The sequence below is a fragment of the Corallococcus silvisoli genome (assembly GCF_009909145.1).
GTDB classification, from domain to species: domain Bacteria; phylum Myxococcota; class Myxococcia; order Myxococcales; family Myxococcaceae; genus Corallococcus; species Corallococcus silvisoli.
Genome location: NZ_JAAAPJ010000025.1, coordinates 38768 through 63110, shown reverse-complemented (window position 1 = coordinate 63110; position 24343 = coordinate 38768). Strand labels below are relative to the sequence as shown.

The 24343-nt window shown below is 70.5% G+C and carries 17 protein-coding genes; 8 read left to right on the top strand and 9 right to left on the bottom strand.

The window, feature by feature from the left end:
• Positions 1–161 precede the first annotated feature (161 nt).
• From GTY96_RS34255 to GTY96_RS34230, 6 genes are all read right to left on the bottom strand, one after another.
• Positions 162–530 carry a response regulator gene (locus GTY96_RS34255; protein WP_143904753.1) on the bottom strand — a complete coding sequence of 123 codons (369 nt, stop codon included), beginning with the start codon at positions 528–530 and terminating at the stop codon, positions 162–164.
• 2 nt (positions 531–532) lie between these two features.
• A complete protein-coding gene (locus tag GTY96_RS34250) occupies positions 533–2092 on the bottom strand; it encodes an ATPase domain-containing protein (protein ID WP_161666917.1) in 1560 nt (519 codons plus the stop codon).
• 146 nt (positions 2093–2238) lie between these two features.
• The gene (locus tag GTY96_RS34245) at positions 2239–3018 is read right to left on the bottom strand and encodes a lysophospholipid acyltransferase family protein (protein WP_143904755.1); all 780 of its coding nucleotides are present in this window, start codon (positions 3016–3018) and stop codon (positions 2239–2241) included.
• 28 nt (positions 3019–3046) lie between these two features.
• Complete coding sequence (locus GTY96_RS34240; protein WP_143904756.1) at positions 3047–3832, bottom strand: exodeoxyribonuclease III; 786 nt, start codon at positions 3830–3832, stop codon at positions 3047–3049.
• Between the two features lie 91 nt (positions 3833–3923).
• A complete protein-coding gene (locus GTY96_RS34235) occupies positions 3924–5645 on the bottom strand; it encodes a lamin tail domain-containing protein (RefSeq protein WP_161666916.1) in 1722 nt (573 codons plus the stop codon).
• Between the two features lie 158 nt (positions 5646–5803).
• Complete coding sequence (locus tag GTY96_RS34230; RefSeq protein ID WP_143904758.1) at positions 5804–6766, bottom strand: alpha/beta fold hydrolase; 963 nt, start codon at positions 6764–6766, stop codon at positions 5804–5806.
• A gap of 129 nt (positions 6767–6895) precedes the next feature.
• On the opposite strand from GTY96_RS34230, the gene GTY96_RS34225 reads away from it, so the two are divergent.
• The gene (locus GTY96_RS34225) at positions 6896–7693 is read left to right on the top strand and encodes a phytanoyl-CoA dioxygenase family protein (protein ID WP_143904759.1); all 798 of its coding nucleotides are present in this window, start codon (positions 6896–6898) and stop codon (positions 7691–7693) included.
• A gap of 20 nt (positions 7694–7713) precedes the next feature.
• Positions 7714–8562: a WbqC family protein gene (locus GTY96_RS34220; protein ID WP_161666915.1), complete on the top strand. Its 849-nt coding sequence runs from the start codon at positions 7714–7716 to the stop codon at positions 8560–8562.
• Here GTY96_RS34220 and GTY96_RS34215 read toward each other — a convergent pair.
• Complete coding sequence (locus GTY96_RS34215; RefSeq protein ID WP_201756661.1) at positions 8502–10367, bottom strand: ATPase; 1866 nt, start codon at positions 10365–10367, stop codon at positions 8502–8504. The genes GTY96_RS34220 and GTY96_RS34215 overlap by 61 nt on opposite strands.
• Positions 10368–10433: 66 nt before the next feature.
• Between GTY96_RS34215 and GTY96_RS34210 the strand changes: the two genes are divergently transcribed.
• A complete protein-coding gene (locus GTY96_RS34210) occupies positions 10434–12095 on the top strand; it encodes an acyl-CoA dehydrogenase family protein (RefSeq protein ID WP_143904761.1) in 1662 nt (553 codons plus the stop codon).
• Positions 12096–12150: 55 nt separating this feature from the next.
• Positions 12151–12894 carry a phytanoyl-CoA dioxygenase family protein gene (locus GTY96_RS34205; protein WP_161666914.1) on the top strand — a complete coding sequence of 248 codons (744 nt, stop codon included), beginning with the start codon at positions 12151–12153 and terminating at the stop codon, positions 12892–12894.
• Positions 12895–13342: 448 nt separating this feature from the next.
• Here GTY96_RS34205 and GTY96_RS37355 read toward each other — a convergent pair whose 3' ends face one another.
• Together GTY96_RS37355 and GTY96_RS34195 are read right to left on the bottom strand one after the other, a co-directional pair.
• Positions 13343–14092: a hypothetical protein gene (locus GTY96_RS37355; protein WP_201756660.1), complete on the bottom strand. Its 750-nt coding sequence runs from the start codon at positions 14090–14092 to the stop codon at positions 13343–13345.
• Between the two features lie 172 nt (positions 14093–14264).
• Entirely contained in the window at positions 14265–17279 is a 3015-nt protein-coding gene (locus tag GTY96_RS34195; RefSeq protein ID WP_161666913.1) for an error-prone DNA polymerase, read from the bottom strand.
• A gap of 570 nt (positions 17280–17849) precedes the next feature.
• Between GTY96_RS34195 and GTY96_RS34190 the strand changes: the two genes are divergently transcribed.
• The 4 genes from GTY96_RS34190 (at position 17850) to GTY96_RS34175 (ending at position 24255) form a co-directional block, all read left to right on the top strand.
• Positions 17850–18347 (top strand): NfeD family protein, encoded by a 498-nt coding sequence (locus tag GTY96_RS34190; protein ID WP_143904764.1) that lies wholly within the window; start codon positions 17850–17852, stop codon positions 18345–18347.
• Complete coding sequence (locus tag GTY96_RS34185) at positions 18338–19420, top strand: SPFH domain-containing protein (protein WP_143904765.1); 1083 nt, start codon at positions 18338–18340, stop codon at positions 19418–19420. The genes GTY96_RS34190 and GTY96_RS34185 overlap by 10 nt, the downstream gene beginning before the upstream one ends.
• Before the next feature lie 278 nt (positions 19421–19698).
• The gene (locus GTY96_RS34180; protein WP_161666912.1) at positions 19699–21201 is read left to right on the top strand and encodes an ATP-binding cassette domain-containing protein; all 1503 of its coding nucleotides are present in this window, start codon (positions 19699–19701) and stop codon (positions 21199–21201) included.
• A gap of 162 nt (positions 21202–21363) precedes the next feature.
• A complete protein-coding gene (locus tag GTY96_RS34175; RefSeq protein ID WP_161666911.1) occupies positions 21364–24255 on the top strand; it encodes a CARDB domain-containing protein in 2892 nt (963 codons plus the stop codon).
• The last annotated feature ends 88 nt before the right edge of the window (positions 24256–24343 follow it).

The window sequence follows — 24343 nt, the reverse complement described above, 5'->3', positions numbered from 1 at the left end:
CGCGATGAATGCAAACACAGCCGCAATGGCGCCCATGAAAGCAAGAAGGACCGCCCATTCCCTGAGGGTCGAGGGAATCGTCTCATTCGCTTGGTCACCATTGCCAACCCGCCCATGTCCGGGCTTGGCGCATCAAACCACGACCTGCCGAACCGAGGGGGCTACGGAGCTCGCGGTCCAGCACCGACGATGCGATGGACCACGGCGAGCAGTTGGTCGATGTCGAAGGGCTTGGGCAGGAAGCCCGCGCACGGCAGGTGCTGCCAGAACTCCGGTGGACTGGCGCTCATCATCACCACCGGCACGTCGCGCAGGCTTGGATCCTTCAACATCGCATCCAGCACGCCCGGCCCGTTGAGCATCGGCATCATGTAGTCGAGCAACACCATCGACGGGCGCTCGCGCGCCATCCGCTCCAGCGCCTCGCGGCCGTTGAGCGCGGTGGCGGTGGGGTAGCCCTCGTCGGACAGGAGGTCCCGGACGGCCTCCACGATGCCGAACTCGTCGTCGACGATGAGGACGGGCCCCATGATTACGTCCCTCGGCGCTTGCGGACGTTCCGGCGCGGCTTCGACGGGGTGGCCTTGGCCGAAGACGTGTCCTTGCGTGGCTTGCGCCGTGGCTTCGGCAGCGGGGCCGGCTCCGGCGTGCGCGCCAGACCCGTCATCAGCATCTGCCCCTCCTCGAACGGCTGCCCCACCTTGATGCCCTTGGAGGTGATCTCCAGCTCGCGCAGAGCCGGGTCGTAGCCGCTGTTGCGGACCTTCAGCGCCGCGATGAAGCGCCGCAGCCCGGAGTGCAGCTCCACCATGCGCAAGAACAGGATGTTCTCCGCCACCATGGAGATGCCCTTGAGGGGGAACCGCACCTCCGGCCCGAAGGCCGCGGTGGCCTCCGCGCTGTAGACGAGCGTCACCTCGCGCACCCGGCACTCGTTGACGAGCGCCGCCAGGAACCGCGCCACCCGCGCGTTCCGGGTCGAGGCACGGCGAAGCGCCTCATACCCATCCAGGAAGATGCGGCGCACCCGCCCGCTCCGGATGGTGGTGAGCAGCTCGGTGCCCAGCTTGTCGAGGATGTTCTCCGTGGGCGGCCGGAAGCTCACCTCCAGGTCCCCCCGCTCCATCAGGGGCTGCAGGTGAAGGCCCACCCCGGCCGCCTGGGCCAGCATCCGCTCCGGCGCGTCGTAGAACGCGAAGTAATGGCCGCGCTCGCCCCGCCGCGCTCCGTCCGCCAGGAAGCTCAGGCCCAACAGCGTCTTTCCGCTTCCAGGAGGCCCCAGGAGGATGGTGGTGGAGCCCGCCGGCACGCCACCGTGCAGCATCGCGTCCAGGCCCGCCACCCCGAAGGCGTCGCGCTCGCGCTTCGCCGCGCCGGGCACCAGGTTCCCGTCCACCATGGACTCGAGGCGGGGGTAGACCGTCAGCCCGTCGCCGGTGATCTCAAAGCCGTGCTGCCCCAGCTTGTAGGCGCTGCCCCGGAACTTGCGGACGCTCAGCTCGCGCAGCGTGCGCACCCCGAAGGAGCGCTGCCGCAGCAGCAACAGGCCGTCCACCATCGTGTGCTCGGCGCGCAGCCCCTTGTCGCCCCCAGTGGTCAGCACCACCGTCGTGCACCCGATGAGCCCCGTCACGACCTGGAGGCCATGGATGAACTTCTTGAGCGCCTGGCGCGATGGGGCCAGCTCCTCGGCGGCCAGCAAGCCGTCGAGCACCAGCAGGGACGCCTTGTGCGACTTGATCTCCTTGCGCACGAGGTCCGCCAGCGCCTCCAGTCCCCCCTGCTCCAGGATGGTGAAGGCGCTGAGGTAGCTGATCTTCTCGGGCACGAAGGCCGGGTCGAAGAACGACAGCGTCTGGAGGTTGCTCACCAGCTCCGTGTGCGACTCCGCCAGCAGCGTCAGGTAGAGGACGCGGTGGCCCTGGGCCGCCTGATGGAAGCAGATCTGGTTGGCCAGGATGGTCTTCCCTGCCCCCGGCAGCCCCAGGACCATGTACATCCGGCCCTTGCGCAGGCCACCGCAGAGCACGGTGTCCAGGCCAGGGATGCCCGTGGACACCCGCTCCGCCTCACGTGGACCTCCCGGGGTCATCTCGCGCTTCCTTCCTCGGCGCCGTGCGCCGGGTCAGGGCCGTGGGAGACGGTCCTGATCCCACCTTTAATCCAGCCAATCCGAGAGGGAGCAACAATCTGGGGAACGACCGGTACTGAACGGCATGCCCCTGCCCCTCCGGCCGCTCACGGGCCCGCGTGGGTGTCCGTCGCTGGCGCGAGTGCCGTACCGCCCGTCAGCGGCTTGAGCGATGCGCGCAGGGCTTCAATCTGGGCGCGCGCCTGGGTCTTCAACGTCTCCACGTCGTCCAGGGTCATCCCCTTCGTGGAGATGGGCGTGCCCACCGTCACCAGCCCTCGCGACGTCGCGAAGCGCCACGAGTGCTTGGGCAGCGCGAGCCGCGTCCCGCTCACCGCCAGCGGCAGCACATCCGCCTGCATCTCGATGGCGAGCCGGAAGGCGCCGTCCTTGAAGGGCAGCAGTTCGTCCGTCTTGGAGCGCGTGCCCTCCGGGAAGATCATCACCGGCATCCCCTTGAGCATCCATTCCTTGCAGCGCGCCATGGCGCCCGTGGCCGAGTCGCGGTCGCCGCGCTCCACCGGGATGTCGCCCGCGATGCTCATCATCCAGCCCACCACCGGGACCTTGAAGAGGCTCTTCTTGCCCAGCCACTTCATCTCCCACGGCAGGTGGGAGATGAGGAAGGGATCCGCGTTGGATTCGTGGTTGCTCACCACCACCGTGTTGGGGGCCACGCGCTCCGGCAGCTTCCCGTGCACGCCGAAGCGCCAGTAGGGCGTGAGCTTCGCGGCGGTGACGCCCACCAGCCGGAAGCACCGGCCGACCACGTAGCGCCGCTTGTCGAAGAGGCCCGTGAAGATCAGCAGGAAGAGCTGGACGAAGAAGCCCACCAGGGCCACCAGGCCCACCTCGACCCAGGTCCAGATGGAGAGCAGTGCGTTCATTGGGGGTGTCCCTTGGGGATGAGGGGGTTCAGGAGAGGACCTCGGGGTCCAGGTCCACGCTCACCGGGCAGTGATCGGATCCATGGACGTCGGGATGCACGGAGGCCTTGCGCACGAAGCCGAGCGCCGCCGGCGTCGCCAGCACGTAGTCGATGCGCCAGCCGATGTTCTTCTCACGCACGCCCGCGCGCTGGCTCCACCACGAGTAGTGGCCGCCCGCGGGGTTGAAGTGGCGGAAGGTGTCCACCCAGCCGGCACGGAGCCACCGGTCGAACTCCTCGCGCTCCTCCGGACGGAAGCCGCTCGTCTCGCGGTTCTCTCGCGGGCGTGCCAGGTCGATGTCGCGGTGCGCGGTGTTGAAGTCGCCCATCACCAGCACGCGCTGGTTGTCGCGCAGGGCCTTCTCCAGCCGCGCGAAGAGCCGCCGGTAGAAGTCCAGCTTGAAGGGGATGCGACTCAAGTCCCGGTCCTTCCCGTTGCCATTGGGGAAGTAGCCGTTGACCACGGTGAGCTTGCCGAAGCGGGCGAACTGGAGGCGGCCCTCCGCATCCACCTCCGGCGCGTCCAGGCTGGTGGTGAGGTCCTCCGGCTCGTGCCGGCTGTAGAGCCCCACGCCGCTGTAGCCCGGGCGCTCGGCGGCCACGAAGTGGGTCTTCCAACGGCGGGGCGCGCGTACCTCCGCGGGCAGCTGCTCCACGCGGGCACGCACCTCCTGCAGCCCCACGATGTCCGCCCGGGCCTTGGAGAGCCACGGGAGGAAGCCCTTGCGGTGGATGGAGCGCAGACCGTTGACGTTCCAGGAGACGACTCGCACGCCCCCGCTTATGGCGAAAGCGCGCGGGTATTTCCAGCCCCCACCGTCCCTGGATGGACGATGGGGGCCGGTCACTTCACTGCTCAGTGCGTCACGGCGTCTCGAGCGGGCTGGCCTTGTTCTGCGGGCCACGCGTGCTGCGGATGATGAAGTCCGCGCTGTTCACGTCCGAGTCGTAGCCATTGCCGGCGTCCTTGTCGACGCCGCTCTCCATGGTGGCGGCCGACGAGGTGACCTTGGCCTTGCGCTCGTAGCTGCCGGCGGCGGCCGGGGTCCCGGTGACGGGGCTCTTGCCTTCCGCGGAGTCGGCCGTCGAGCCGTAGCCCACCCAGTCCACGGCGTTGGCATCCGTCAAGCCAGTGCCGATGCTGGGCTTGCCCAGGCGGATGTGGCCCGCGGTGCCGGACAGCTGGATGGTGGTGCCGGCGGACGCGTCACTCGCGGCCGTGCTACCGCTGGAGTAGGTGCTGCCCGTCACCAGGTAGAAGCCGTGAGCGGCGATCGTCGCGCCCGTGGGGAACGTGAATGCGGCGGTGTTGTAGGTCGCGCCCGTCGCGCTCTTGTACTGGAGCTTCCAGCCCGCGATGTTCACGTCCGCATTCGTCGGGTTGTAGAGTTCGATGAACTCGTCGTTCGCGCCGGCGGGGCCCGCGGCGGCGAACTCGCTGATGACGATGTGGTTCGTCGTGGGGGCGGAGGTGACCTTCGCCTGAGCGGACACGGACTGGCCGTTGAGCGTGGCCACGATGGTGCCCGTCGCGGCTGCCGACGCACCGGTGAAGGTGAACTTCGCGGAGATCTGGTTGGCCGGCACCGTCACGGTGGCCGGCACGGAGCCCACGCTGCCCGTCGTCGAGAGCGCCACGGCCGTGTCCGCCGCGGGCGGCACGTCGAGCGTCACGGTGACCAGCGCCGTCTGGCCGGAGGACACCGCCACCGTCTCCGGCGACAGGAACGCCAGCGAGGCCGCCTCGGTCGCGCCGAGCACGCGCACCGTGGCCTGGCGCGTGTCCGCGCCCAGCGTGGCCGTCAGCGTCGCCTTGGCCGAACCCGCCGCCGCGTCCGCCGTCACGACCACCGGCGCGGTGCGCGAACCCGCATGCACCGTCACCTGGCCGCCGTTGGCCACGACCACCGAGGCGCTGGACGACGTCACCTGCACCACCACGTCCGTGGTGGCGTCGGTGCTCAGCGTCACCTCCAGCGGCTCCGGAATCGTCTCACCCGTGGTGCCCGAACGCGCGAACACCGCGGCAGGCTCCAGCGCGCTGAGCGTCGCGGTGCTGGTGCCGGCATCCGTGCCCGCGTCGACCGTGCCGGCGTCCGTGCCCGCGTCGATCGTGCCGGCATCCGTCTCCGTGCCGGCGTCCGTGCCCGCGTCGATCGTGCCAGCGTCCGTGCCCGCGTCGATCGTGCCGGCGTCCGTGCCCGCGTCGATCGTGCCGGCGTCCGTGCCCGCGTCGATCGTGCCAGCGTCCGTGCCCGCGTCGATCGTGCCAGCATCCGTGCCCGCGTCGGTCTCCGTCCCAGCGTCCGTGCCTGCGTCGGTCTCCGTCCCGGCATCCGTGCCTGCGTCGGTCTCGGTGCCCGCGTCGGTGCCGGCATCCGTGCCCGCGTCGGTCGCCGGGGTGTTGACCTGACAGCGGTTGTTGCAGCGATCGTTGTCGACGCGGTTGCCGTCGTCGCAGGCTTCGCCAGTCTCAACGATGCCGTTGCCGCAGACAGGATCCTTCGCGTCATCACCACCACACGCCGACAACACCAACAGCACCGCTGACAATGGGACCAGCAAGTGCCGGGAAGACCAGGACATGGAGACTCCGTGTTGAGTACTGAGCCTCCTGCAAACCACAAAATTACAGGGCGACGCAAACCCGTCCGGTCACTTTTGGCCGTGCTGTTACGCGGCTCCTGAGCCACCGGTTTCTTAAAACCTGACAACCTGGGGGGAGGGGCTCCAGCGACGCTGTTTCAGCTCGAGATGACAGGCGGTTGCGGGGATGCCGAAGCCTCCAGATCGTGAGCATCCAGGAAGCCCCGAACAGCCTGGGCGATCTCCGTGCCCGCCTCCAACAGGCCCGCGTGGCCCGCGTCGTCCACCTGGAGCCAGTCGGCCTGGGGCAGTGCGCGGTGCAGCCGCTGCACCTCCGACAGGGGCACGAGGAGGTCGTCTCTCGCGGCGATGATCTGCACGGGCACGCGCACGGACGGGAGGACATCCCAGGCGTGGCCCTCCGTGAGGCCTCGCAGCGTGCGCCAATAGGCCTGGGGACTCATCCGGTGGAGCGCGATCAGGAACTCGGCGATGTCCTCGCGCGGCGCCCTTGCGCGCAGCGCTCCCACGGCCCGGGCCAGCGGATCCGCGAAGCGGCTGGCGATGACGGCCTTCACCGCGGGCGCCACCACGGGCACCCACGGCGTGCCGGCGCGCAGGGCCTGACGCGCCGCGGACAGCGCGACCCGGGAGCCCCAGCGCGAGTCCCCTGACCACGGCACCCCGGCCGTCCCCGCGATGAGCGTCATGGACGGCACCAGCTCTGGGCGTCGGCGGTACAGCTCCAGCAGGATGCGCACGCCCATGGAGAAGGCGATGTGGTGCGGCGGCCGGCCATCCCCGCGCGCCATCGCCGCTTCGGTGACCCGCTCCAGGTCGTCCACGTGCACCGGCACGCGGTAGTCCCCGCCGCTCGAATCGTCGCTCCCGCCGTGGCCTCGGTAGTCCCAGTGCACCACCCGGTGGTCCTGCTCCAGGTCGGCGACGATGTGACGCCAGAAGTTCTCCGACGTGCCGATGCCGTTGGTCAGCAGCACCGTCGGCCGAGCCGCGAGCGCCGCGTCCCGTGCGGCCTCCGGCAGGCCCGCGCTGTGGGTGTGGACCGCCACCCGGGTGCCATCCGGGGCGGAGACGAGGAGCGTGTCGCGGCGATAGGGCATCCACCGTCCACCATGCGACCGGGCAGGTTCGGGTGCAAGGGTTCCCGACCCCTCCCGGTGGGATGCCCGCCCCGCCCTCTCCGCACGAGGGCTTTGACGCCCGCGCCACGCCGGGCGATCTTGGCGTGGATGCTGAGTGTGGAGGCCGAAGGGTTGGACGTGGGGGCGGTGCTCGCCCACTACGAGGCGCAGGGTTTCGCACGCCTGGGTCGCGTGCTGGATGACGCGGGCGTGGAGTCCCTGCGTGAGCGGGCGGACGACCTGATGCTCGGCCGTGTGGTGTACCCGGGGTTGTTCTTCCAGCCGGACGCCGCCTCCGGGCGCTACGAGGACGCACCCCTGGGGTTGGGCTGGCAGGGGCCGTCCCTGGAGTACCGCAAGCTGGAGAAGCTGGAGAAGGACCCGCGCTTCCTCGCATGGGTGGAGAACCCGCTGTTCGAGCGGATCGCCCGCGCGCGCATCCCCGGCGACATCGTCCTGTACCGCGCCATCCTCTTCCACAAGGGCCCGGCGGGCGGCAGCAACCTGCCCTTCCACCAGGACGGCGGGAAGCTGTGGGGCCTCACGCGGGAGCCTGACCTCCAGATCTGGACCGCGCTGGACGACGCACCGGAGGGCGGCGGCTGCCTGGAGGTGATCCCCGGCAGCCACCGCGAGGGGCTGGTGACGGCGCTCGGCGGCGTGATTCCACCAGACCGCGTGGCGGCAGCGGACGTGGAGGCGCGCGTGGTGCCCCTGCCCGTGCGGGCCGGGGAGGCGCTGCTCGTCCACAACCACGTGTGGCACCGCTCGGGACGCGGCCGGCCCGGGCAGCGGCGGCGCGCGTTCTCCGCCTGCTACATGAGCGCGGACACCACCTGCGTGCGCAAGAAGAAGGCCCCGCGCGTGTTCCCGCCGGTGTTCCGCCACCCGGTGCGCGGCGGCTGAAAGGCCCTATCATCCCAGGCGTGTCCGGCCACCCTGGAGTCCTCGTCGCGGAGCAGCCCCACTACCTGCCGTGGGTGGACTTCTACGAGCAGGTCGCGCGCGCCGGAACGCTGGTGGTGCTGGACGACGTGCAGTGGCTCCGGCGCGGCTGGCAGCGCCGCACCCGCGTCGCCCTGCCCGCTGGAGTGCCCACGCCACCGCCCACGGAGCCCGGCTTCCAGTGGCTGTCCATCCCCTTGGAGGATCCGCACCGCGACACGCGGATCCGCGACCTGGCGGTGGACGCGAGCCAGCCGTGGGCGCGCAAGCACCTCCAGGCGCTGGTGACGCTCTACGGAGGCCGGCCCCACTTCCGCGCGCAGGTGCTCCCCCTGTTGGAGCCCTTCTACGACGCTGTGGCGCGCGAGTCCGGCCCGGGCTCGCTCCTGCGCGTGCTGCTCTCCAGCATGGCGCTCTTCCACGCACCGCTGGGCCTCGCGCCGAACATGGTGTGCTCCTCCACGCTGGAGCGCCGGGGCGAGGACAAGACGCAGCGGCTGGTGGAGTACTGCCTCCAGATGGGGGCTCACACCTACTACTCGGGGACGGGCTCCACGGTGTACCTGAAGCCGGAGCGCTTCCGCGCGGTGGACGTGCGCCTGTTGTGGCAGCGCTTCCGGCACCCGGACTACGCCCAGGGGCGCGAAGGGCGTTTCGTCACGGGGCTGTCCATCGTCGACGTGCTGGCCAACGTGCCCGTGGAGACGGTGCGCACGTGGCTCCAGCCGTCGCCGTGGGGGCCGTTCGCGGGGGACGGCCCCCAGCCGCTTCAGCGCGCCGACGCGGAGGTCGGCGCGGACGGCTCGGGCTTGTCGAAGCGCACGAAGTAGCTGCGCACGGCGGCGTCGAGCAGCGCCGGATCCAGGCGCGGCGTGGTGCCCTGGTAGTTCGCCATGTCGATGACCTGATCCAACAGGTCGCGCGGCTGACACGCGGCGAAGGGCCGGTGGGCCGGGCGGTAGTGCTCGTCGATGAGGTAGTCGACGGCGCGCGCGTCGTACGGCACGCCGCGCTTCTTGCACATCACCTGGAAGATCTCATGGAACTGCTCCTCGTCCGGGCGCTGCACCTCCAGCTTGTAGCGGACGCGGCGCAGGAACGCGTCATCCACGAGGGCGCTGGGGTCCAGGTTGGTGGAGAAGGCCGCGAACACGTCGAAGGGCACCTGGATCTTCTTGCCGGTGTGGAGCGTGAGCATGTCCACGTCGCTCTCCAGCGGGACGATCCACCGGTTGAGCAGGTCCTTGGGGGACACCTTCTGCCGGCCGAAGTCGTCGATGAGGAGCATGCCGTTGGTCGCCTTCATCTGGAACGGCGCCTCGTAGTACTTCACCTCCGGGGTGTAGACGAGGTCGAGCATCTCCAGCGTCAGCTCACCGCCCACCACCACGAGCGGGCGGCGGCAGCGCACCCAGCGGCGATCGTACGAGGGCATGCCGGGCTCGTCCTCGACGGCGCGGTGGATGTTCGCGTCGAACATCTTCACCACGAAGTCGTCGATGAGCAGCGCGTGGGGGACGAAGATGTCCCCGTCGTAGCAGTTGACCATGCCCTGGCAGATGGCCGTCTTGCCGTTGCCCGGGGGGCCGTAGAAGAAGATGGCGCGCCCGGAGTTCATCGCCGGACCGATGCCGTCGAAGATGTAGTCGCGGATGATGAGGTCGCCGAACTTGTCCTGCATGCGATGGCGCGTGATGCGGTTGCCGCGCACCGTCTGCTGCTTCACGGCGGCGACCCATTCGTTGAAGGGCACCGGCGCCGGGCCGTTGTAGCGGTTGCGGTCGAGGATCTGCCGCAGCACGTCCGTCACGAAGGTCGTGAGCTGGTAGATCATCGTGGAGCGGCCGACGCCGGAGGCGCCGCCACCGCGGATGTCGATGTACTTCTGGCGGCGCAGGCCCTCGATGACCTCGTCCACCAGGGCGGTGGGCAGTTGCAGGCGCGTGGCCACGTCCATGCCGCGCATCTCGCCCGCGAAGAAGATGGCCTTGAGGACCAGCTCCTCCACGAACGTCGTGTTCAGGCCGGCCTCCTGGAGCGTGCGCGGCTGCGTGGGCCAGAAGCGGTTGGTCGCCGGGGCATCCGAAGCCTCGCCGCGCCGGAAGCCGCGCCGCTCCGGGCCCACATATCCCTGGGGCGGAGGAGGCGCGGCCCCGCCGCGGCGATCCGCGCCGCTGGGGCTGGGGCCACGGCGGTCGCCTTCCGGGGCCGAGGCCCCCCTGCGCTCCGCGTCCGGCCCACGCCGGTCCGAGGCGGAGGCCGCGGGGCGCCCCTCCGAGGGCGGAGGGGGGCCAGGGGGCGCGGTGCGCCGCTCCGTCTGCACGTCCAGGTTCTCTTCGTTGAAGGGCGGCGGCGCGCCCGGCGGCGGCACGCGGGGGCGCGGCATCGGGTCGAAGATGACGGACGGCAGCGGCGCGGACTGCGCGGGGCGTGCGCGGGCCGACACCTCCGACGGGGTGGCCGCGATGGGCTGCCCCGACGGGGCGAGCGGTCGGGCGCGGGGAGGCGCCGCCAGGACGGGGTTCGCCGGCGCGGCGGGCGTCTCCAGGGGGGTGATGTTGCGATTCAGGTCCTGCTCGGCGTCGGGGGAAGACGGACCTGGGCCAGGAGGGGGCCTGCGAAAGAAGTCGGTCATCACGGCTCCGGCGGAGGGGGAGGCCACTCTACCCCACCGCCCTGTGCGAGGTGTTAACTTCGGGCCATGAGCTTCTTCCAGGCGCCCCCCGGTCTTGGCAACCAGTACGACGATGACGCGTTCCTGCAGGGCTATCTTGCCCGCACCCTTCCGGAGGACATCCTCCGTCCGCTCACCGATGACTTCCGGGAGCTGGGTGAGCTGAGCGGCAAGCACTTCTACGAGTTCCAGCAGCGCGACCGGCTGAACGAGCCCGTGCTGACGCAGTGGAGCCCGTGGGGGCAGCGCATCGACCACATCGAGGTGTCGCCGCTGTGGAAGGAGGCGGAGGCGCTGACGGCGCGCAAGGGCCTGATCGCGACGGCCTACGAGCAGAAGAGCGGCGCGCTCAGCCGGGTGCACCAGTTCGCGCTCAACTACCTGATCCAGCCGTCGCTGGACGTCTATTCGTGTCCGCTGGCGATGACGGATGGCGCGGCGCGCTCGCTGCTGTCGCTGGGCAACCAGGCCCTCATCGATCACGCCCTGCCCCGCCTGACGTCGCGCGATCCGGCGACGTTCTGGACGTCGGGCCAGTGGATGACGGAGCGCACGGGCGGCTCGGACGTGGGTTTGACGCTGACGGAGGCGCGCCAGTCGCCTGAGGGCTGGCGGCTGTACGGGACGAAGTGGTTCACGTCCGCGACGACGGCGCAGATGGCGCTGACGCTGGCGCGCCCGGTGGGCAACGGCCCCGGCGGCAAGGGGCTGGCGCTCTTCTTCGTGGAGACGCGGGACGCGGCGGGCCAGCTCAACCGCATCCAGATCAACCGGCTGAAGGACAAGTTCGGGACGCGCAAGGTGCCCACGGCGGAGCTGACGCTGGACGGGACGCTGGCGGTGCCGGTGGCGGGGCTGACGGACGGCATCCGCAACATGGCGATGATGCTCAACGTGACGCGGACCTGGAACGCGATGGGCGCGACGTGGAGCATGCGGCGCGCGCTGGCGCTGGCGCACGACTACGCGAAGCGCCGGGTGCAGTTCGGTGCGCCGCTGTCGGAGAAGCCGCTGCACGTGGACACGCTGGCGGGGCTGGAGGCGGAGTTCCAGGCGGGCTTCCTGCTGGCGTTCCGCGGCGTGGAGCTCTTGGGCAAGCTGGAGACGCGCACGGCGACGGAGCAGGAGCAGCTGTTGCAGCGGCTGGTGACGCCGCTGGCGAAGCTGACGACGGGCCGGCAGGTGGTGCACGTGACGTCGGAGGTGACGGAGTCCTTCGGCGGCGCGGGCTACGTGGAGGACACGGGCCTGCCGCGCATCCAGGCGGACGCGCAGGTGCTGTCCATCTGGGAGGGCACGACGAACGTGCTGTCGCTGGACTCGCTGCGCGCGCTGGCGAAGGAAGGCACGCTGGAGGCGTTCTTCCACGAGGTCGAGGGCCGGCTGTCGAAGGTGACGGACACGGGCCTGCGGCCGTGTGTCCAGACGGCGCACGACGCGCTGGAGCACGCTCGGGCCTGGGTGTCCGGCGCCATGGCGAACCCGACCACGATGGAGGCCGGGGCGCGGCGCTTCTCGCTGACGCTGGGGCGCACGCTGGAGCTGGCGCTGCTGAGCGAGCACGCGCAGTGGTGCCTGGAGCACGGGCACGGGCCGCGCAGCCGTGCCGCCGCGCGGCGGTTCCGGCAGAACGGCGTGGACCTCATCCAGGATGAAATCGACCTGGATGAGTCGCGGCTGCTGGGGTGAGCCGAGCGCGGGGACAGGTGCATGTGGACCGCGCGCCCATTATGAAGCGTGCGCCATGTCCGTCCTGAGCCCCGAGCAGTGCCAGCGCTTCGCCACCGATGGGTATCTCGTCCTGCCGTCCTTCGTGGACGGCGGGACTTGCGAGCGGATGCGGGCCGTCATCCAGGAGCAGTTGGCGACCGGTGAGGGCCCGGTGGAGTACGAGGCCGACGTGGCCTACCCGGGTTCTCCGGCGAGCCGGACGGATGAGGGCGGCCGGACGGTGCGCCGGTTGTTGAAGGCCCACGGGCGCTCGCCCCTCTTCGCGGCGTGGTTCGACGACGCGCGGATGGTGGAGGCGCTGGGGCGGTTGCTGGACGGGCCGGTGGTGCAGGCACGGGCGCACCACAACTGCGTGATGACGAAGCAGCCGCGCTATTCATCGGACACGGGGTGGCACCAGGACGTGCGCTACTGGGCCTTCGCGCGGCCGGAGTTGATCTCCACGTGGCTGGCCCTGGGCGCGGAGACGCCGGAGAACGGCGGCCTGAAGGTGCTGCCCGGGACGCACCGGATGGCCTTCGCGGCGGAGCGCTATGACGAGCGGCTGTTCCTGCGGCCGGAGCTTCCTGAGAACGCGGCGCTGATCGCGGAGACTCGGTACGTGCGGCTGGCGCCCGGGGACGTGCTGCTCTTCCATGCGCGGCTGTTCCACGCGGCGAGCCGGAACCACACGGCGGACACGAAGTACTCCGTGGTGGCCACGTACCGGAGGACCGACAATCCGCCGGTCCCCGGCTCGCGTTCCGCGCGGGAGTAAGCGCGGGGAACGGATGCCTCAGGGCGAATAGGGATATCGCTCGATGAGTTTTCCGTCGGGCGAGACGGCATAGAGTTCGAACCAATCGAGTTCGAAGTTCCCCCCGGGACCGATTCCCTCACAGGCGTCGACGCGACGATTCACCCGAACGCTGTATAGGACGCCAGAATGGCGGGTCCATCCAGCGTCGCGTCGCCATGGGCCCCACGTCTTCAGGCCACTCAAAGGGTGACGTGGCTGCTCCTCCAGCGCCCGTCCCTGCATCCACGTCAGGAGCAGGACGCGTCCGCACAGGAACTCCTGCATCTGGCTTCGATTCATTCCGCGGCGGAGCTGACGTTCCCGCGTCCGCGAGCAACACGGTCAGGACCAGCAGTGGACGCAGGATCACGAGTGTGGGGCGCGCCGCGCCTGGAGGATGAAAGGCGCGGCATACCGTTCAGCAGGACTACTTCGAGGCCTGCGCGAGGGCGTCTTCCACGTAGCGGACGCCCTTCGCGGTGATGGCCTTGCCCTTCTTCGTGTCCTGCGCGTACCCCGCGTGCAGGCGCAGCGCCTTGGCGGCGTTCGGCGCGGCGTACGTCACGCCCAGCCCGCTCCAGAAGCGCGACGTCGTGCCCGACGTGACTTCCACGTCCAGGGACTTCGCCAGGTACAGCGGGATCAGCGAGCGCAGGAGCTGGTCCTTCTCCTTGCCAGCGGAGACCAGGTCCTTCTGGCGCGCATGGCCTCGCAGCGCGGTCTCCAGCACCGCCACCGCGTCCTCGCTCGCCGGCTGCGCGGCCTTCTTCGCCGCGGGCGCCTTCTTCGCCGCCGTCTTCCTGCGCGCGGGCGCGGCCTTCTTCGCCGCCGGGGCCTTCTTCTTCGCGGCGGCCTTGCCGGCGCTCTTCTTCGCCTTGGGGGCCGTCTTGCGACGGGCCGCGGGCGCCAGCTCCATGCGGCCTTCGAAGGGCACTCCCACCACCGTCGCGTCCACCTGCCGCTCGGGCATCGCGTTGCGGAGGGACTCGATCACCTCGTGCATGGAGGCACGCGGAGGCTCGGAGTGCACCGGGCGGGAGACGCGGGTCGGCTGCGGCTCGCTCGCGGGCGGCTTCCCCTGCGCGTAGTACCGCACCCAATCGCTTGCCTCCTCCACCACGTCCTTCAGGCCCACGCGATCGAGCAGCGACCCCAACCACCGAAGACTGTTGCGCACTTGGAGAACCCTCCCGTTCTGATCCACGCTACTACACTCCAGACGGACGCAATCTATATCGCCAGCAATACGGGTTGTTCCATGCCCCCGTGGGTCTTCACTGCACTCCTCCCTCCACCCACCGGGTGGATCAGGGAACAGACGTGCAGATGTAGCGCCGTCAGGCCAAGCCTCACTGCCGCACCGACACCACGCTGCGCGCCTTCACGTTCGTCACCTTCCCCGAGCGCTCCAGCATCCCCTCCCCCACGAGGAACAACGCGCCATGGATCTCCTGCCTGCACCTCGCGTACACCTCCGAGGGCACCACCAGGTTCGCGATCCCCGTCTCATCCTCCAGCGAGATGAAGCAGATCCCCTTCGCCGTCGGTGGCATCTGTCGGCAGATCATCATTCCCCCCACCCTCACCCTCCGACCCGCGGACACCCGCTTCAACCCCTCCGCCGTCACCGCCCCCATCCGATTCAACGTGGGCCGCAACAGCTCCAGCGGGTGCTTCTCCAGCGACAGCCCCACCGTGTCGTAGTCCGCCACCACCCGCTCCTGGACGCCCATGGGCGGCAGCTCCACCGCCGTGCCGTCCATCGCCATCCCGAAGAACAGGTCGTCCGCGTCCAGCGGCCCCAGCGCCTGGATCTCCCACAGCGCCTGCCGCCGCGCGCCGCACAACGACGCCAGCGCCCCTGACAGCGCCAGCCGCGTCAGCTCGTGCCGGGGGATGCGCGCCCGGCGGGCCAGGTCTCCCACGCTCGCGTAGTCCCCCTTCCTCGCGGAGGCCACCGCCCGGCCCGCGGACTCGCCCAGCCCCCGCACCATCCGGAACCCCAGCCGCACCGCCCCGTCCTCCAAGGTGCAATCCCAGTCCGAGCGGCGCACGTCCACCGGCCGGACCTCCACCCCGTGCCGCTGCACGTCCGCCACCAACGTATGCGGCGCGTAGAACCCCATCGGCTGCGAGTTGAGCAGCGCCGTCGTGAACTCCGCCGGGTAGTGGCACTTCAACCAGCTGGACGCATAGGCGATCAACGCGAAGCTCGCCGAATGGCTCTCCGGGAACCCGTAGTGCGCGAAGCCCCGGAAGTGATTGAACCACTCCTCCGCCTGCTGGCGCGTGTAGCCCCGCGCCTCACAGCCCTCCACGAAACGGCCCCGGTACGGGAGGATCCGCGCCTCCGCTTGCTTGTGGCTCAACGCCCGCCGGAGCCCGTCCGCCTCCCCCGCGGAGAAGCCCGCCGCCACCATCGCGAGCCGCATCGCCTGCTCCTGGAAGAGCGGCACGCCCAGCGTCTTTCCCAGGATGCCGCGCACGTCCTCGCTCGGGTACGTCACCGGCTCCTGGCCGTGCCGCCTCCGCAGATAGGGGTGCACCATGTTGCCCACGATGGGCCCTGGCCGGATGAGCGCGATCTGCACCACCAGGTCGTAGAACTCCCGGGGCCGGAGCCGGGGCAACATGTTCATCTGCGCGCGGCTTTCGATCTGGAACACGCCCACCGTGTCCGCCTCGCACAGCATGTCGTAGACCTTCGGATCCTCCGGCGGCACCGTCGCCAGTGACAGCTCGCGGCCATGGTGCTTCTGGATCAACGCGAAGCACCGCGACAGCGCGGACAACATGCCCAGCGCCAGCAGGTCCACCTTCAACAGCCCCACCGCGTTGATGTCGTCCTTCTCCCACTGGATGACCGTGCGCCCCGGCATCGCCGCGTTCTCCACCGGCACCAGGTCCACCAGCGGCTCGCGCGTCATCACGAAGCCGCCCACGTGGATGGACAGGTGGCGGGGGACGCCCTCCAGCTCCTTCGCCACCGACACCGTCCGGAGCACGCGCCCGTCCGACGGCGACAGGCCCGCCTCCAGGAGCACCTCCGGCGTCACCTGGAAGCCGTGCGAGGAGGCGACCCTCGACAGCCGGTCCACCTGATCCAACGACAACCCCAGCGCCTTGCCCGCCTCCCGGAGCGCGAGCCGTCCCCGGTAGCAGATCACCTCGCACACCATGCCCGCCTTCTGACGGCCGTGCTTTTCGTAGACGTACTGCAGCACCTCCTCGCGCCGCTCGTGCTCGAAGTCCACGTCGATGTCCGGCGGCTCCCGGCGCTCCATGCTGAGGAAGCGCTCGAACAGGAGCCCCATCCGCACCGGATCAATGGCGGTGATGCCCAGCGCGTAGCAGACCGCCGAGTTCGCCGCGCTGCCCCGCCCCTGACATAGGATGCCCCGCCCGCGCGCGAACATCACGATGTCCCACAGCGACAGGAAGTACCCCGCGAAGTCCATCGCGGCGATGAGCCGCAGCTCGTGGTCAATCTGCTTCGTCACCTCCGGCGGCACGCCTCCCGGGTAGCGCGTGCGCAGGCCCGCCTCCGTCAGCACCCGCAGGTGCGTATCCGCCGTGCGCCCTTCGGGCAGGTCCTCTTCAGGAAAGTGGTACCGCAGCGCGTCCAGCGAGGCCCCACAGCGCGACGCCAGCTCCACCGTCTGCTCCAGCGCCTCCGGCCGATCCGCGAACAGCCGCGCCATGTCCCCCGGTGACTTCAGCGTCCGCTCCGCGTTCGGGAACAGCCGCGTGCCCGCCTGATCCACCGGCACCCCGTGGCGGATCGCCGTGAGCACGTCCTGCAGGGGTTGCCGCTCGCGGTGGTGCGTGTGCACGTCGTTGTGCACCACCAGCGGCACGCCCAGCGCGCGGGCCAGCGCCTCCGCCCGGGCCTCCCGGGCCGCGTCCCCCGCGGACAGCGAACGGCTCAGGCCCACGTGGAAGCCGCCGGGAAACGCCTCCGCCAGCGGGGCCACCGCCTCCAGCGACGCGGGGCCCGGCAGGAGCGCGAGCAGCCCCGACGCGTGCTCGGCCAGCTTGCGCCAGGGCAGGCCCGCCTCGCCCTTGGGGTGCGTCATCCGGCTGTGGGACACCAACCGGCACAGGTTCGCGTACCCGCCCGCGTCACGGGCGTACACCACCACCGGGGGGCCGTCCTCCAGCGTCAGCTCCGCGCCCAGCAGCAGCTTCACCCCGTGCTCCTTCGCCGCGAGGTGCGCCTTCACCGCGCCGTACAACCCGTCCCGGTCCGTCAGCGCCAGCGCGGACAGCCCCAGCCGCGCCGCGGTGGCCACCAGCTCCTCCGGATGGGAGGCGCCGTGCAGAAAGGAGAAGTGGGACCGGCACACCAGCTCGGCGTAGCTCACACCGGATTAAGACACTGAGCGGGCGTTCAGGCGCTAGATTGGATCTCCGCTTGGAGACAGCGCAACGTCGTGGGTTGTCGCCGTGCGGCATTGAAGACAAACGTTCTCCAGTTCCCACTGCCTTGTCTCGACGTTTGATTTGTCTTTACTCGCGATGGCGTCTCCACCGCCGCCCCGAAGTTCCCCGGCCCCATGCTGGGATGACCGGCACCGCGTCCTCGGGCACCGTGCGCAGGTCGATGGCCGGGCCGCCGGGCGGAGGCTCGCTCCGTCCCTGCCCCGGGGGGCTTGGACGGTGCAGCGGAAGTGCCGCCTCGGGGCTTCCGCCTACCGGCGGAACAGGGGGGCGGCCCACGAAGGATCGTGGCCGAAGCGCACCGGTTCCCCCCTTCCTTTTGTGCCCTCGTAGTACAGTCGGGCGCCAGGAAGGGCGAAGGACGGCATCGGCTTTTCCCCTGGCTTCAGACCCTTTAGGTCCTTGCCGGGAACCCACCCTCCTTCGGACGGATTCCTGATGCCCAGGCCGCCCGGTTTGACAGGAAGCCGAAGCGGCTGCCAAACAAGGACCTCATGGACACCACCGCCTGGCAGCTCTGGTTGATTGCCGCGATCGTCCTGGGGGCGCTGGAGATCAAACTCTCTGGCTTCGTGACCCTCTGGTTCGCCGTGGGCGCGCTGATGGCGTCGCTCACCGCCGGCGCGGGGCTGGGCTTCAACGGCCAGCTCGTCGTCTTCACGCTGGTGTCCGCCGCCCTCTTCGGCGCGTCCCGCACCATCTTCAAGCACGTTTTCATGCGCGACGCGGTGCATTTGAAGACGGGCACCGAGGCGATGCTGGGCCAGGAGGCCGTGGTGACCGAGGCGCTGTCCGATCCTCACGGAGGCACCGTGCGCATCAACGGCGAGCTGTGGATGGCGCGCTCCCTGTCGGGCCCCCTGCCCGAAGGCGAGCGCGTCACCGTGGAGCAGATTGAAGGCCTCAAGTTGTGGGTGCGACGCCCGTCGGCGTCCCACGAAGTCGCGCTGCAATCCGCGCAGCAGAAGAAGGAGACGGCAGGATGGGACTGACCATTGTTTTGCTCTTCGCGGCGGCCGCCGTCGTGTTCGGGCTTGTCACCGGTGTGCGCATCGTTCCCCAGGCCAAGGTGATGGTCGTGGAGCGGCTGGGGAAGTTCCACCACGTGGCCTCCAGCGGCCTCAACATCCTCATCCCCTTCATGGACAGCCCCCGCGCCATGGAGATGCGCGCGGGCAACCGCTTCACGCGCAACACGCTGGTGGACCTGCGCGAGCAGGTCATGGGCTTCGAGACCGTCCAGGTCATCACCCATGACAACGTCAACATGGAGGTCGGCTCGGTCATCTACTACCAGATCGTCGACCCGGGCCGCGCCCTCTACCAGGTGGAGAACCTGGCGCTCGCCATCGAGCAGCTCACCATGACGAACCTGCGCAACGTCATGGGCGGTCTCACCCTGGACCAGACGCTCACCAGCCGTGAGACGGTCAACTCCAAGCTGCGCAACGTGCTGGACGAGGCCACCGAGAAGTGGGGCGTGAAGGTCACCCGCGTGGAGCTGCGAGAGATCGAACCGCCCCAGGCCATCAAGTCCGCCATGGCCAAGCAGATGACCGCCGAGCGCGAGCGCCGCGCGGAGGTCACCAAGGCCGAGGGCGACAAGGCCGCCGCCATCCTCCAGGCCGAAGGCGAGAAGATCTCCCGCATCCTGCGCGCCGAGGCCGAGCGCGACGCGGAGATCGCCCGCGCCGAGGGCCACAAGCGCGCCGTCATGCTGGAGGCCGAAGGCAAGGCCGAGGCCACCCGCCTCACCTTCGAGGCCATCCACACCGGCCGCGCCACGCCGGAGGTGCTGGCGCTGCGCTACCTGGAGACCCTCCAGGAGCTGGGCAAGGGAGACAACAAGATGTTCGTCCCCTATGAGGCCACCGCCGCGCTGGGCTCCATCGCCACGCTGAAGGAGGTGTTCGCCAAGGACGACGCCCCGGCCGAGGCCCCCCGGGCCCCTGCCCGCCCGCCCTCCGCCGCCGCGATGAGCGCCCAGGCCCTGGCCCGCAGCGCCGCGGTCCCGGCCCCCCTCCCGGCCACCCGCCGCGTGCAGCCGCCGCCGTCGGACGAATAGCCGCCTCCCGCGGGAATCGTCGTCAGGGCACCGGCGTTTTCCCGTCGGTGCCCGCGTCCGCGCGCAGGTCCGGGCTTGCAGTCCGCCCGGGCCTCGCCGCATGCTCCCCCTGAAGCATCCGCTGTCCACGTGGGAAGACGTCACAGGCCTTCCCCTGCACGAGGTCCGCATCCCCTTGAAGCTGCACGCCTGAAACCCCGGTCCCTGGCTGTACCCCGCCGCCGCGCGTCCCTTGAGGGTCGTGCGTGCTGGCTTCCGGATTCAGGAGTCGCTTCATCATGCCCTCGTCCTCCGTGCGCGCGCACCGCGCCTGCTTTTCGTTCACCGATGTCGTCCCCGTCCTCACCGACGTGGAGTTCCACCTCGCCCCGGGCTGGACGGGCCTCGTCGGCCCCAACGGCGCTGGCAAGTCCACCCTGCTGCGCCTCTTGTCCGGGGAGCTGATCCCCACGTCCGGGCAGCTCCAGTTCGAGCCTCCATCGCCCCTCGTGTGCCTGTGTCCGCAGGGCGTGGAGGCGCTCACGCCCGACATCCTGGCCTTCTCCGAGTCCTGGGACGCGCTGGCGCGCAGGCTCCAGGGACAGCTGGGCCTGGACGTCACCGCGCTGGCGCGCTGGCCCACCCTGTCTCCGGGGGAGCGCAAGCGGTGGCAGGTGGGCGCGGCGCTCGCCCGCGAGCCGGACGTGCTGCTGCTGGACGAGCCCACCAACCACCTGGACGCGGAGGCGCGCGCGTGGCTCGTGGCCGCGCTGCGCCGCTTCCGGGGCGTGGGCGTCGTCGTCTCCCATGACCGCGAGCTCCTGGAGACGCTCACCCAGGCCACCCTGCGCGTGCACGGCGGGGGTGCGCACCTGTACCCGGGCCCCTACTCCACCGCGCGCGGACACTGGGAGGCGGAGCGAGAGGCCGAGGTCGCCTCGCACCAGCAGTCGAAGGCGGAGCGCGACCGCGCCGCCCAGCTCCTGGACAAGGCCCGGCGCGAGCACCAGGGCGCCACCCAGTCGCGCAGCACCGGCCGGCGGATGCGCAACAAGAACGACAGCGACGCGCGCTCCATCATGGCCTCCACGCTGGCGAGTTGGGCCGAGTCCCGTCTGGGCCAGCAGGTCACCGTGAAGCGCCGCGAGTTGGAGCGCGCCGAGGCCGCGGTGGGCGCCTTCACCGTGGACAAGACTGTGGGCCGCTCCGTGTTCGTGGACTACGTGCGCTCCCCCAACCCGTGGCTCTTCACGTTCGACACGCCGGGCCTCAGGGCCGGCGACGTGGAGCTCCTGGGCCCCACGCACCTGGACGTGGACCGCGAGGCGCGCATCCGCATCGAGGGCCCCAACGGCGCCGGCAAGACGACGCTCCTGCGCGCGCTGCTGGAGCAGGCGCGCGTGCCTCGCGAGAAGATCCTCTATCTGCCCCAGGACCTGGGCGAGACCGACGCCCGCGCCACGCTCGACGCGGTGCGTGAGCTCCCCCCGGAGGAGCGGGGCCGGGTGCTGTCGCTGGTGGCCGCGCTGGGCGTGGACCCCCACCGGCTGCTCGCGTCCGGGCAGCCGTCACCCGGCGAGGCGCGCAAGCTGGCCATCGCGCGCGGCCTGGGCCAGCACGCCTGGGCCCTGGTGCTGGACGAGCCCACCAACCACCTGGACCTGCCGTCCATCGAACGGCTGGAGGCGGCGCTCGGCGACTACCCCGGCGCGCTGCTGCTCGTCACCCATGACGCACCCTTCGCCCGCGCGTGCACCACCACGCGGTGGCTCGTCGACAACAGACGTGTCGCGGTGGATTGAGCCTCCCACCCCAGGGGTGGAGTAACGGCAGACCTCTGTGTGAAAAACCTGAAACTCTTTTTTACACGGATGTTTTGCTCCTAGAAGGACGGTCCGGGGCCGGTCGATGTCACACCGGTCCTGTATGTCTCAGCGCCTTCACCCCCCACACCAGGAGTCCGTATGTCACGACGTTCGCCGTCATGGCGGCATTCGTGTCTGTTCATCACGGGAGCGCTCACGCTCGCCGGCTGCACGGGCGCGTCCACTCCGGAGGAAGTGCCTTCTCCCCAGCAGCAGTCCAGCGCGCTCGCGTCCGGGCCCGACCTGCGCATCACCGGGTTGCAGGCCCCCGACAGCGCGCGTCCGGGCGAAACCTTCACCGTCACCGCGAGGGTTTGCAACACCGGCAACCAGCCCGCGTATGTCGCCGGGAACACCCTGCAGGTGTATCTGTCCACCACCGCGACCCAACAGGTGCCCGCGCCGGGTGCTCCGCCTCCGCCGCCCACGAGTCAGATCACCCTGGGCCAGACGGACGTGGGGCCGCTGGACGCGGGCCAGTGCGTCTCGCGCTCGCTGAGCGTTCCGGCCAACCCGCCCTCGGGCTTCATGGGCAACGGCGCCTACTACCTGGGCGCGAGCGTCGACACGCAGCAGGTGGTGGCGGAGACGGATGAGACGAACAACGGCTTCGTCCGGGGGCTCTTCGGCGTAGGCAACCAGCCCGACCTCGTCGTCACCCGGGTGGACGCGCCCGCCAGCCTGAACCCGGGCCAGCCCTTCACCGCGTCCGCGACGGTGTGCAACGTGGGCACCCTGGAGAGCCCTGGGACGTTGGTGGAGCTGTACCTGTCCACGGTGAACGGGCTGACGCTGCCGTCCGGTCCCCCGCTCACGACCCAGGCGATGGTCGCGGGCGCGACCCTCGGCAGCCTGTCCCCGGGCCTGTGCCGCACGGTGTCGCTCAACGGCTACGCGCAGCCGCCGCCCGCCTCGCCGCCGAACGAGCCGCTGTACCTGGGCGCCATCGTCGACCCGCAGCGCGGCGTGACCGAACTGCGCGAGGACAACAACACCTTCGTGCAGGGCCTGGTGGGCGTGGGTTCCCGCCCGGACCTGACCATCCGCTCCGTGACGGGTCCCGCGAGCGTGCGCATGGGGGACTCCTTCCCGGCGACCGTGACGGTATGCAACGCGGGCACCGTGGCCTCGAATCCGGCGGACGTGCAGGTGCTCCTCTCGACGGTGCCCTCGCTGGCGGCCCCGGGGACGATGCCCCGTCCGACCACCGAGGCCCCGGTGGCGTCCTTCAGCGCGCCGCCGCTGGGGAATGGCCAGTGCATCACGCGCACGGTGCAGGCCTATGCCATCCGCCCGCCCATCCCGCCGTCCGAGGACCCCCTGTATCTGGGCGCCATCGTGGACCTGCCCCGCAGCCAGCTGGAGCTGCGCGAGGACAACAACACCCGCGCGGACACGCTCCTGGGCGTGGGCTCGCGGCCCGATCTCACCATCGCGACGCTGGACGTCCCGCCCACGGTCGCGCCGGGTCAGCCGTTCACCGCCACCGTGAAGGTGTGCAACGTGGGCACGGTGACGTCCCCCAACGCGCCCGTGGAGGTCTATGTCACGTCCGAGCCCACGCTGAGCGTGGTGAGCGGTCCACCGCCGATGTCCCGCATGTTGGCGGGCACGACCTTCGCGCCGTCGCTGGAGCCGGGTGAGTGCGCGACCCGCCCGGTGAATGCCTCCGCCTATCCTCCGCCCGGGACGCCCCTGCCGAACGCGACGCTGTACGCGGGCGCCATCGTGGATCCGACCGCCTCCGTGCTGGAGCTGCGCGAGGACAACAATGTGTCCCCCCTGCCGCGGATCAACCTGGGCACGGGCGCGGACCTGGTCGTGCGCTCGCTGACGGCGCCCGCAAGTGTCCGGCCCGGCAATCCCTTCCTGATGGACGTGACGGTCTGCAACGAGGGCAACCAGTTCGTGCCGTCGTCCACCGTGGGCCTCTTCATGTCCTCCACGCCCACGGTGACGGCGCCGCCCGATACCGGCTCGCCGCCGCCGACCCAGGTGCAGGTGGGAACGGTGGCGGTGTCGTCGCTCGCGGCGGGGGCCTGCGCCGTCTCCTCGAAGACGCTGACCGCCATCCCTCCGCCCGAATCCTCGCCGGCGCAGCCGCTGTACCTGTCCGCCGTCGCGGACCAGCCCTATCAGGTGGCCGAGCTGCGCAAGGACAACAACGTGCGCACCTCCGGCCCCATCAGCGTGGGCTCCGGACCGGACCTCGTCGTGAGCAGCATCACGGGCCCGAGCAGCGTCACCCCGGGCGGCGCCCTCGCGCTGTCCGTGCAGGTCTGCAACGTGGGCACCGAGTCCGCGGCGCCCTCGCAGGTGATCGCCGTGGTGTCGACGGAGGAGACGCTGGCCCAGGACCTCCCATCCCAGGCCCCCCCCACCGAGGCGCCCGTCGGCATGGCGCCCACGCCCACGCTCGTCGCCGGCCAGTGCATCACGGTCTCCGTGAACGGCTATGAGTCCCCGCCGCCCTACACCGAGCCCGGCAGCCCCCGCTTCCTGGGGGCGCGCGTGGACCCGGCTCGGCAGGTGGCGGAGCTGCGCGAGGACAACAACACCCGCGTGACGTCGCGCCTGAGCGTGGGCAATGGACCGGATCTGGTCATCCAGTCCGTGACCGCGCCCACCGGCGCCCCGCAGGGCGTCCCCTTCGTCGCGCAGGTGAAGGTCTGCAACGTGGGCTCCGCGCCCATGAGCGGTTCCGTGCCGCTGGACCTGCTCATCTCCACGGAGCCGTCCGCCTATGTGCCCGCGCAGGGACGCCCGCCGATGACCCAATTGCAGATGCTCGTGGGCGGCTTCAACCTGTCCCCGCTCAGCGTGGGCCAGTGCACCACGGTCCCGGTGCAGGGCACCGTGATGCGGCCTCCCGCGGCCACGTCCGGACAGCCCCTGTACCTGGGCGCCATCGTCGATGCGCCGGGCGCCCTCCCCGAGCTGCGTGAGGACAACAACACCTGGATGGGCGGCGTCTTCACCCAGGCGCAATAGGCCACACGCGGCGGGGCCGGCCCCCTTCAGCAGCGAGTCGTCGGCTGGGTACGTATCCACCCGGCCGGCGATTGTCTTTTCCGCATTC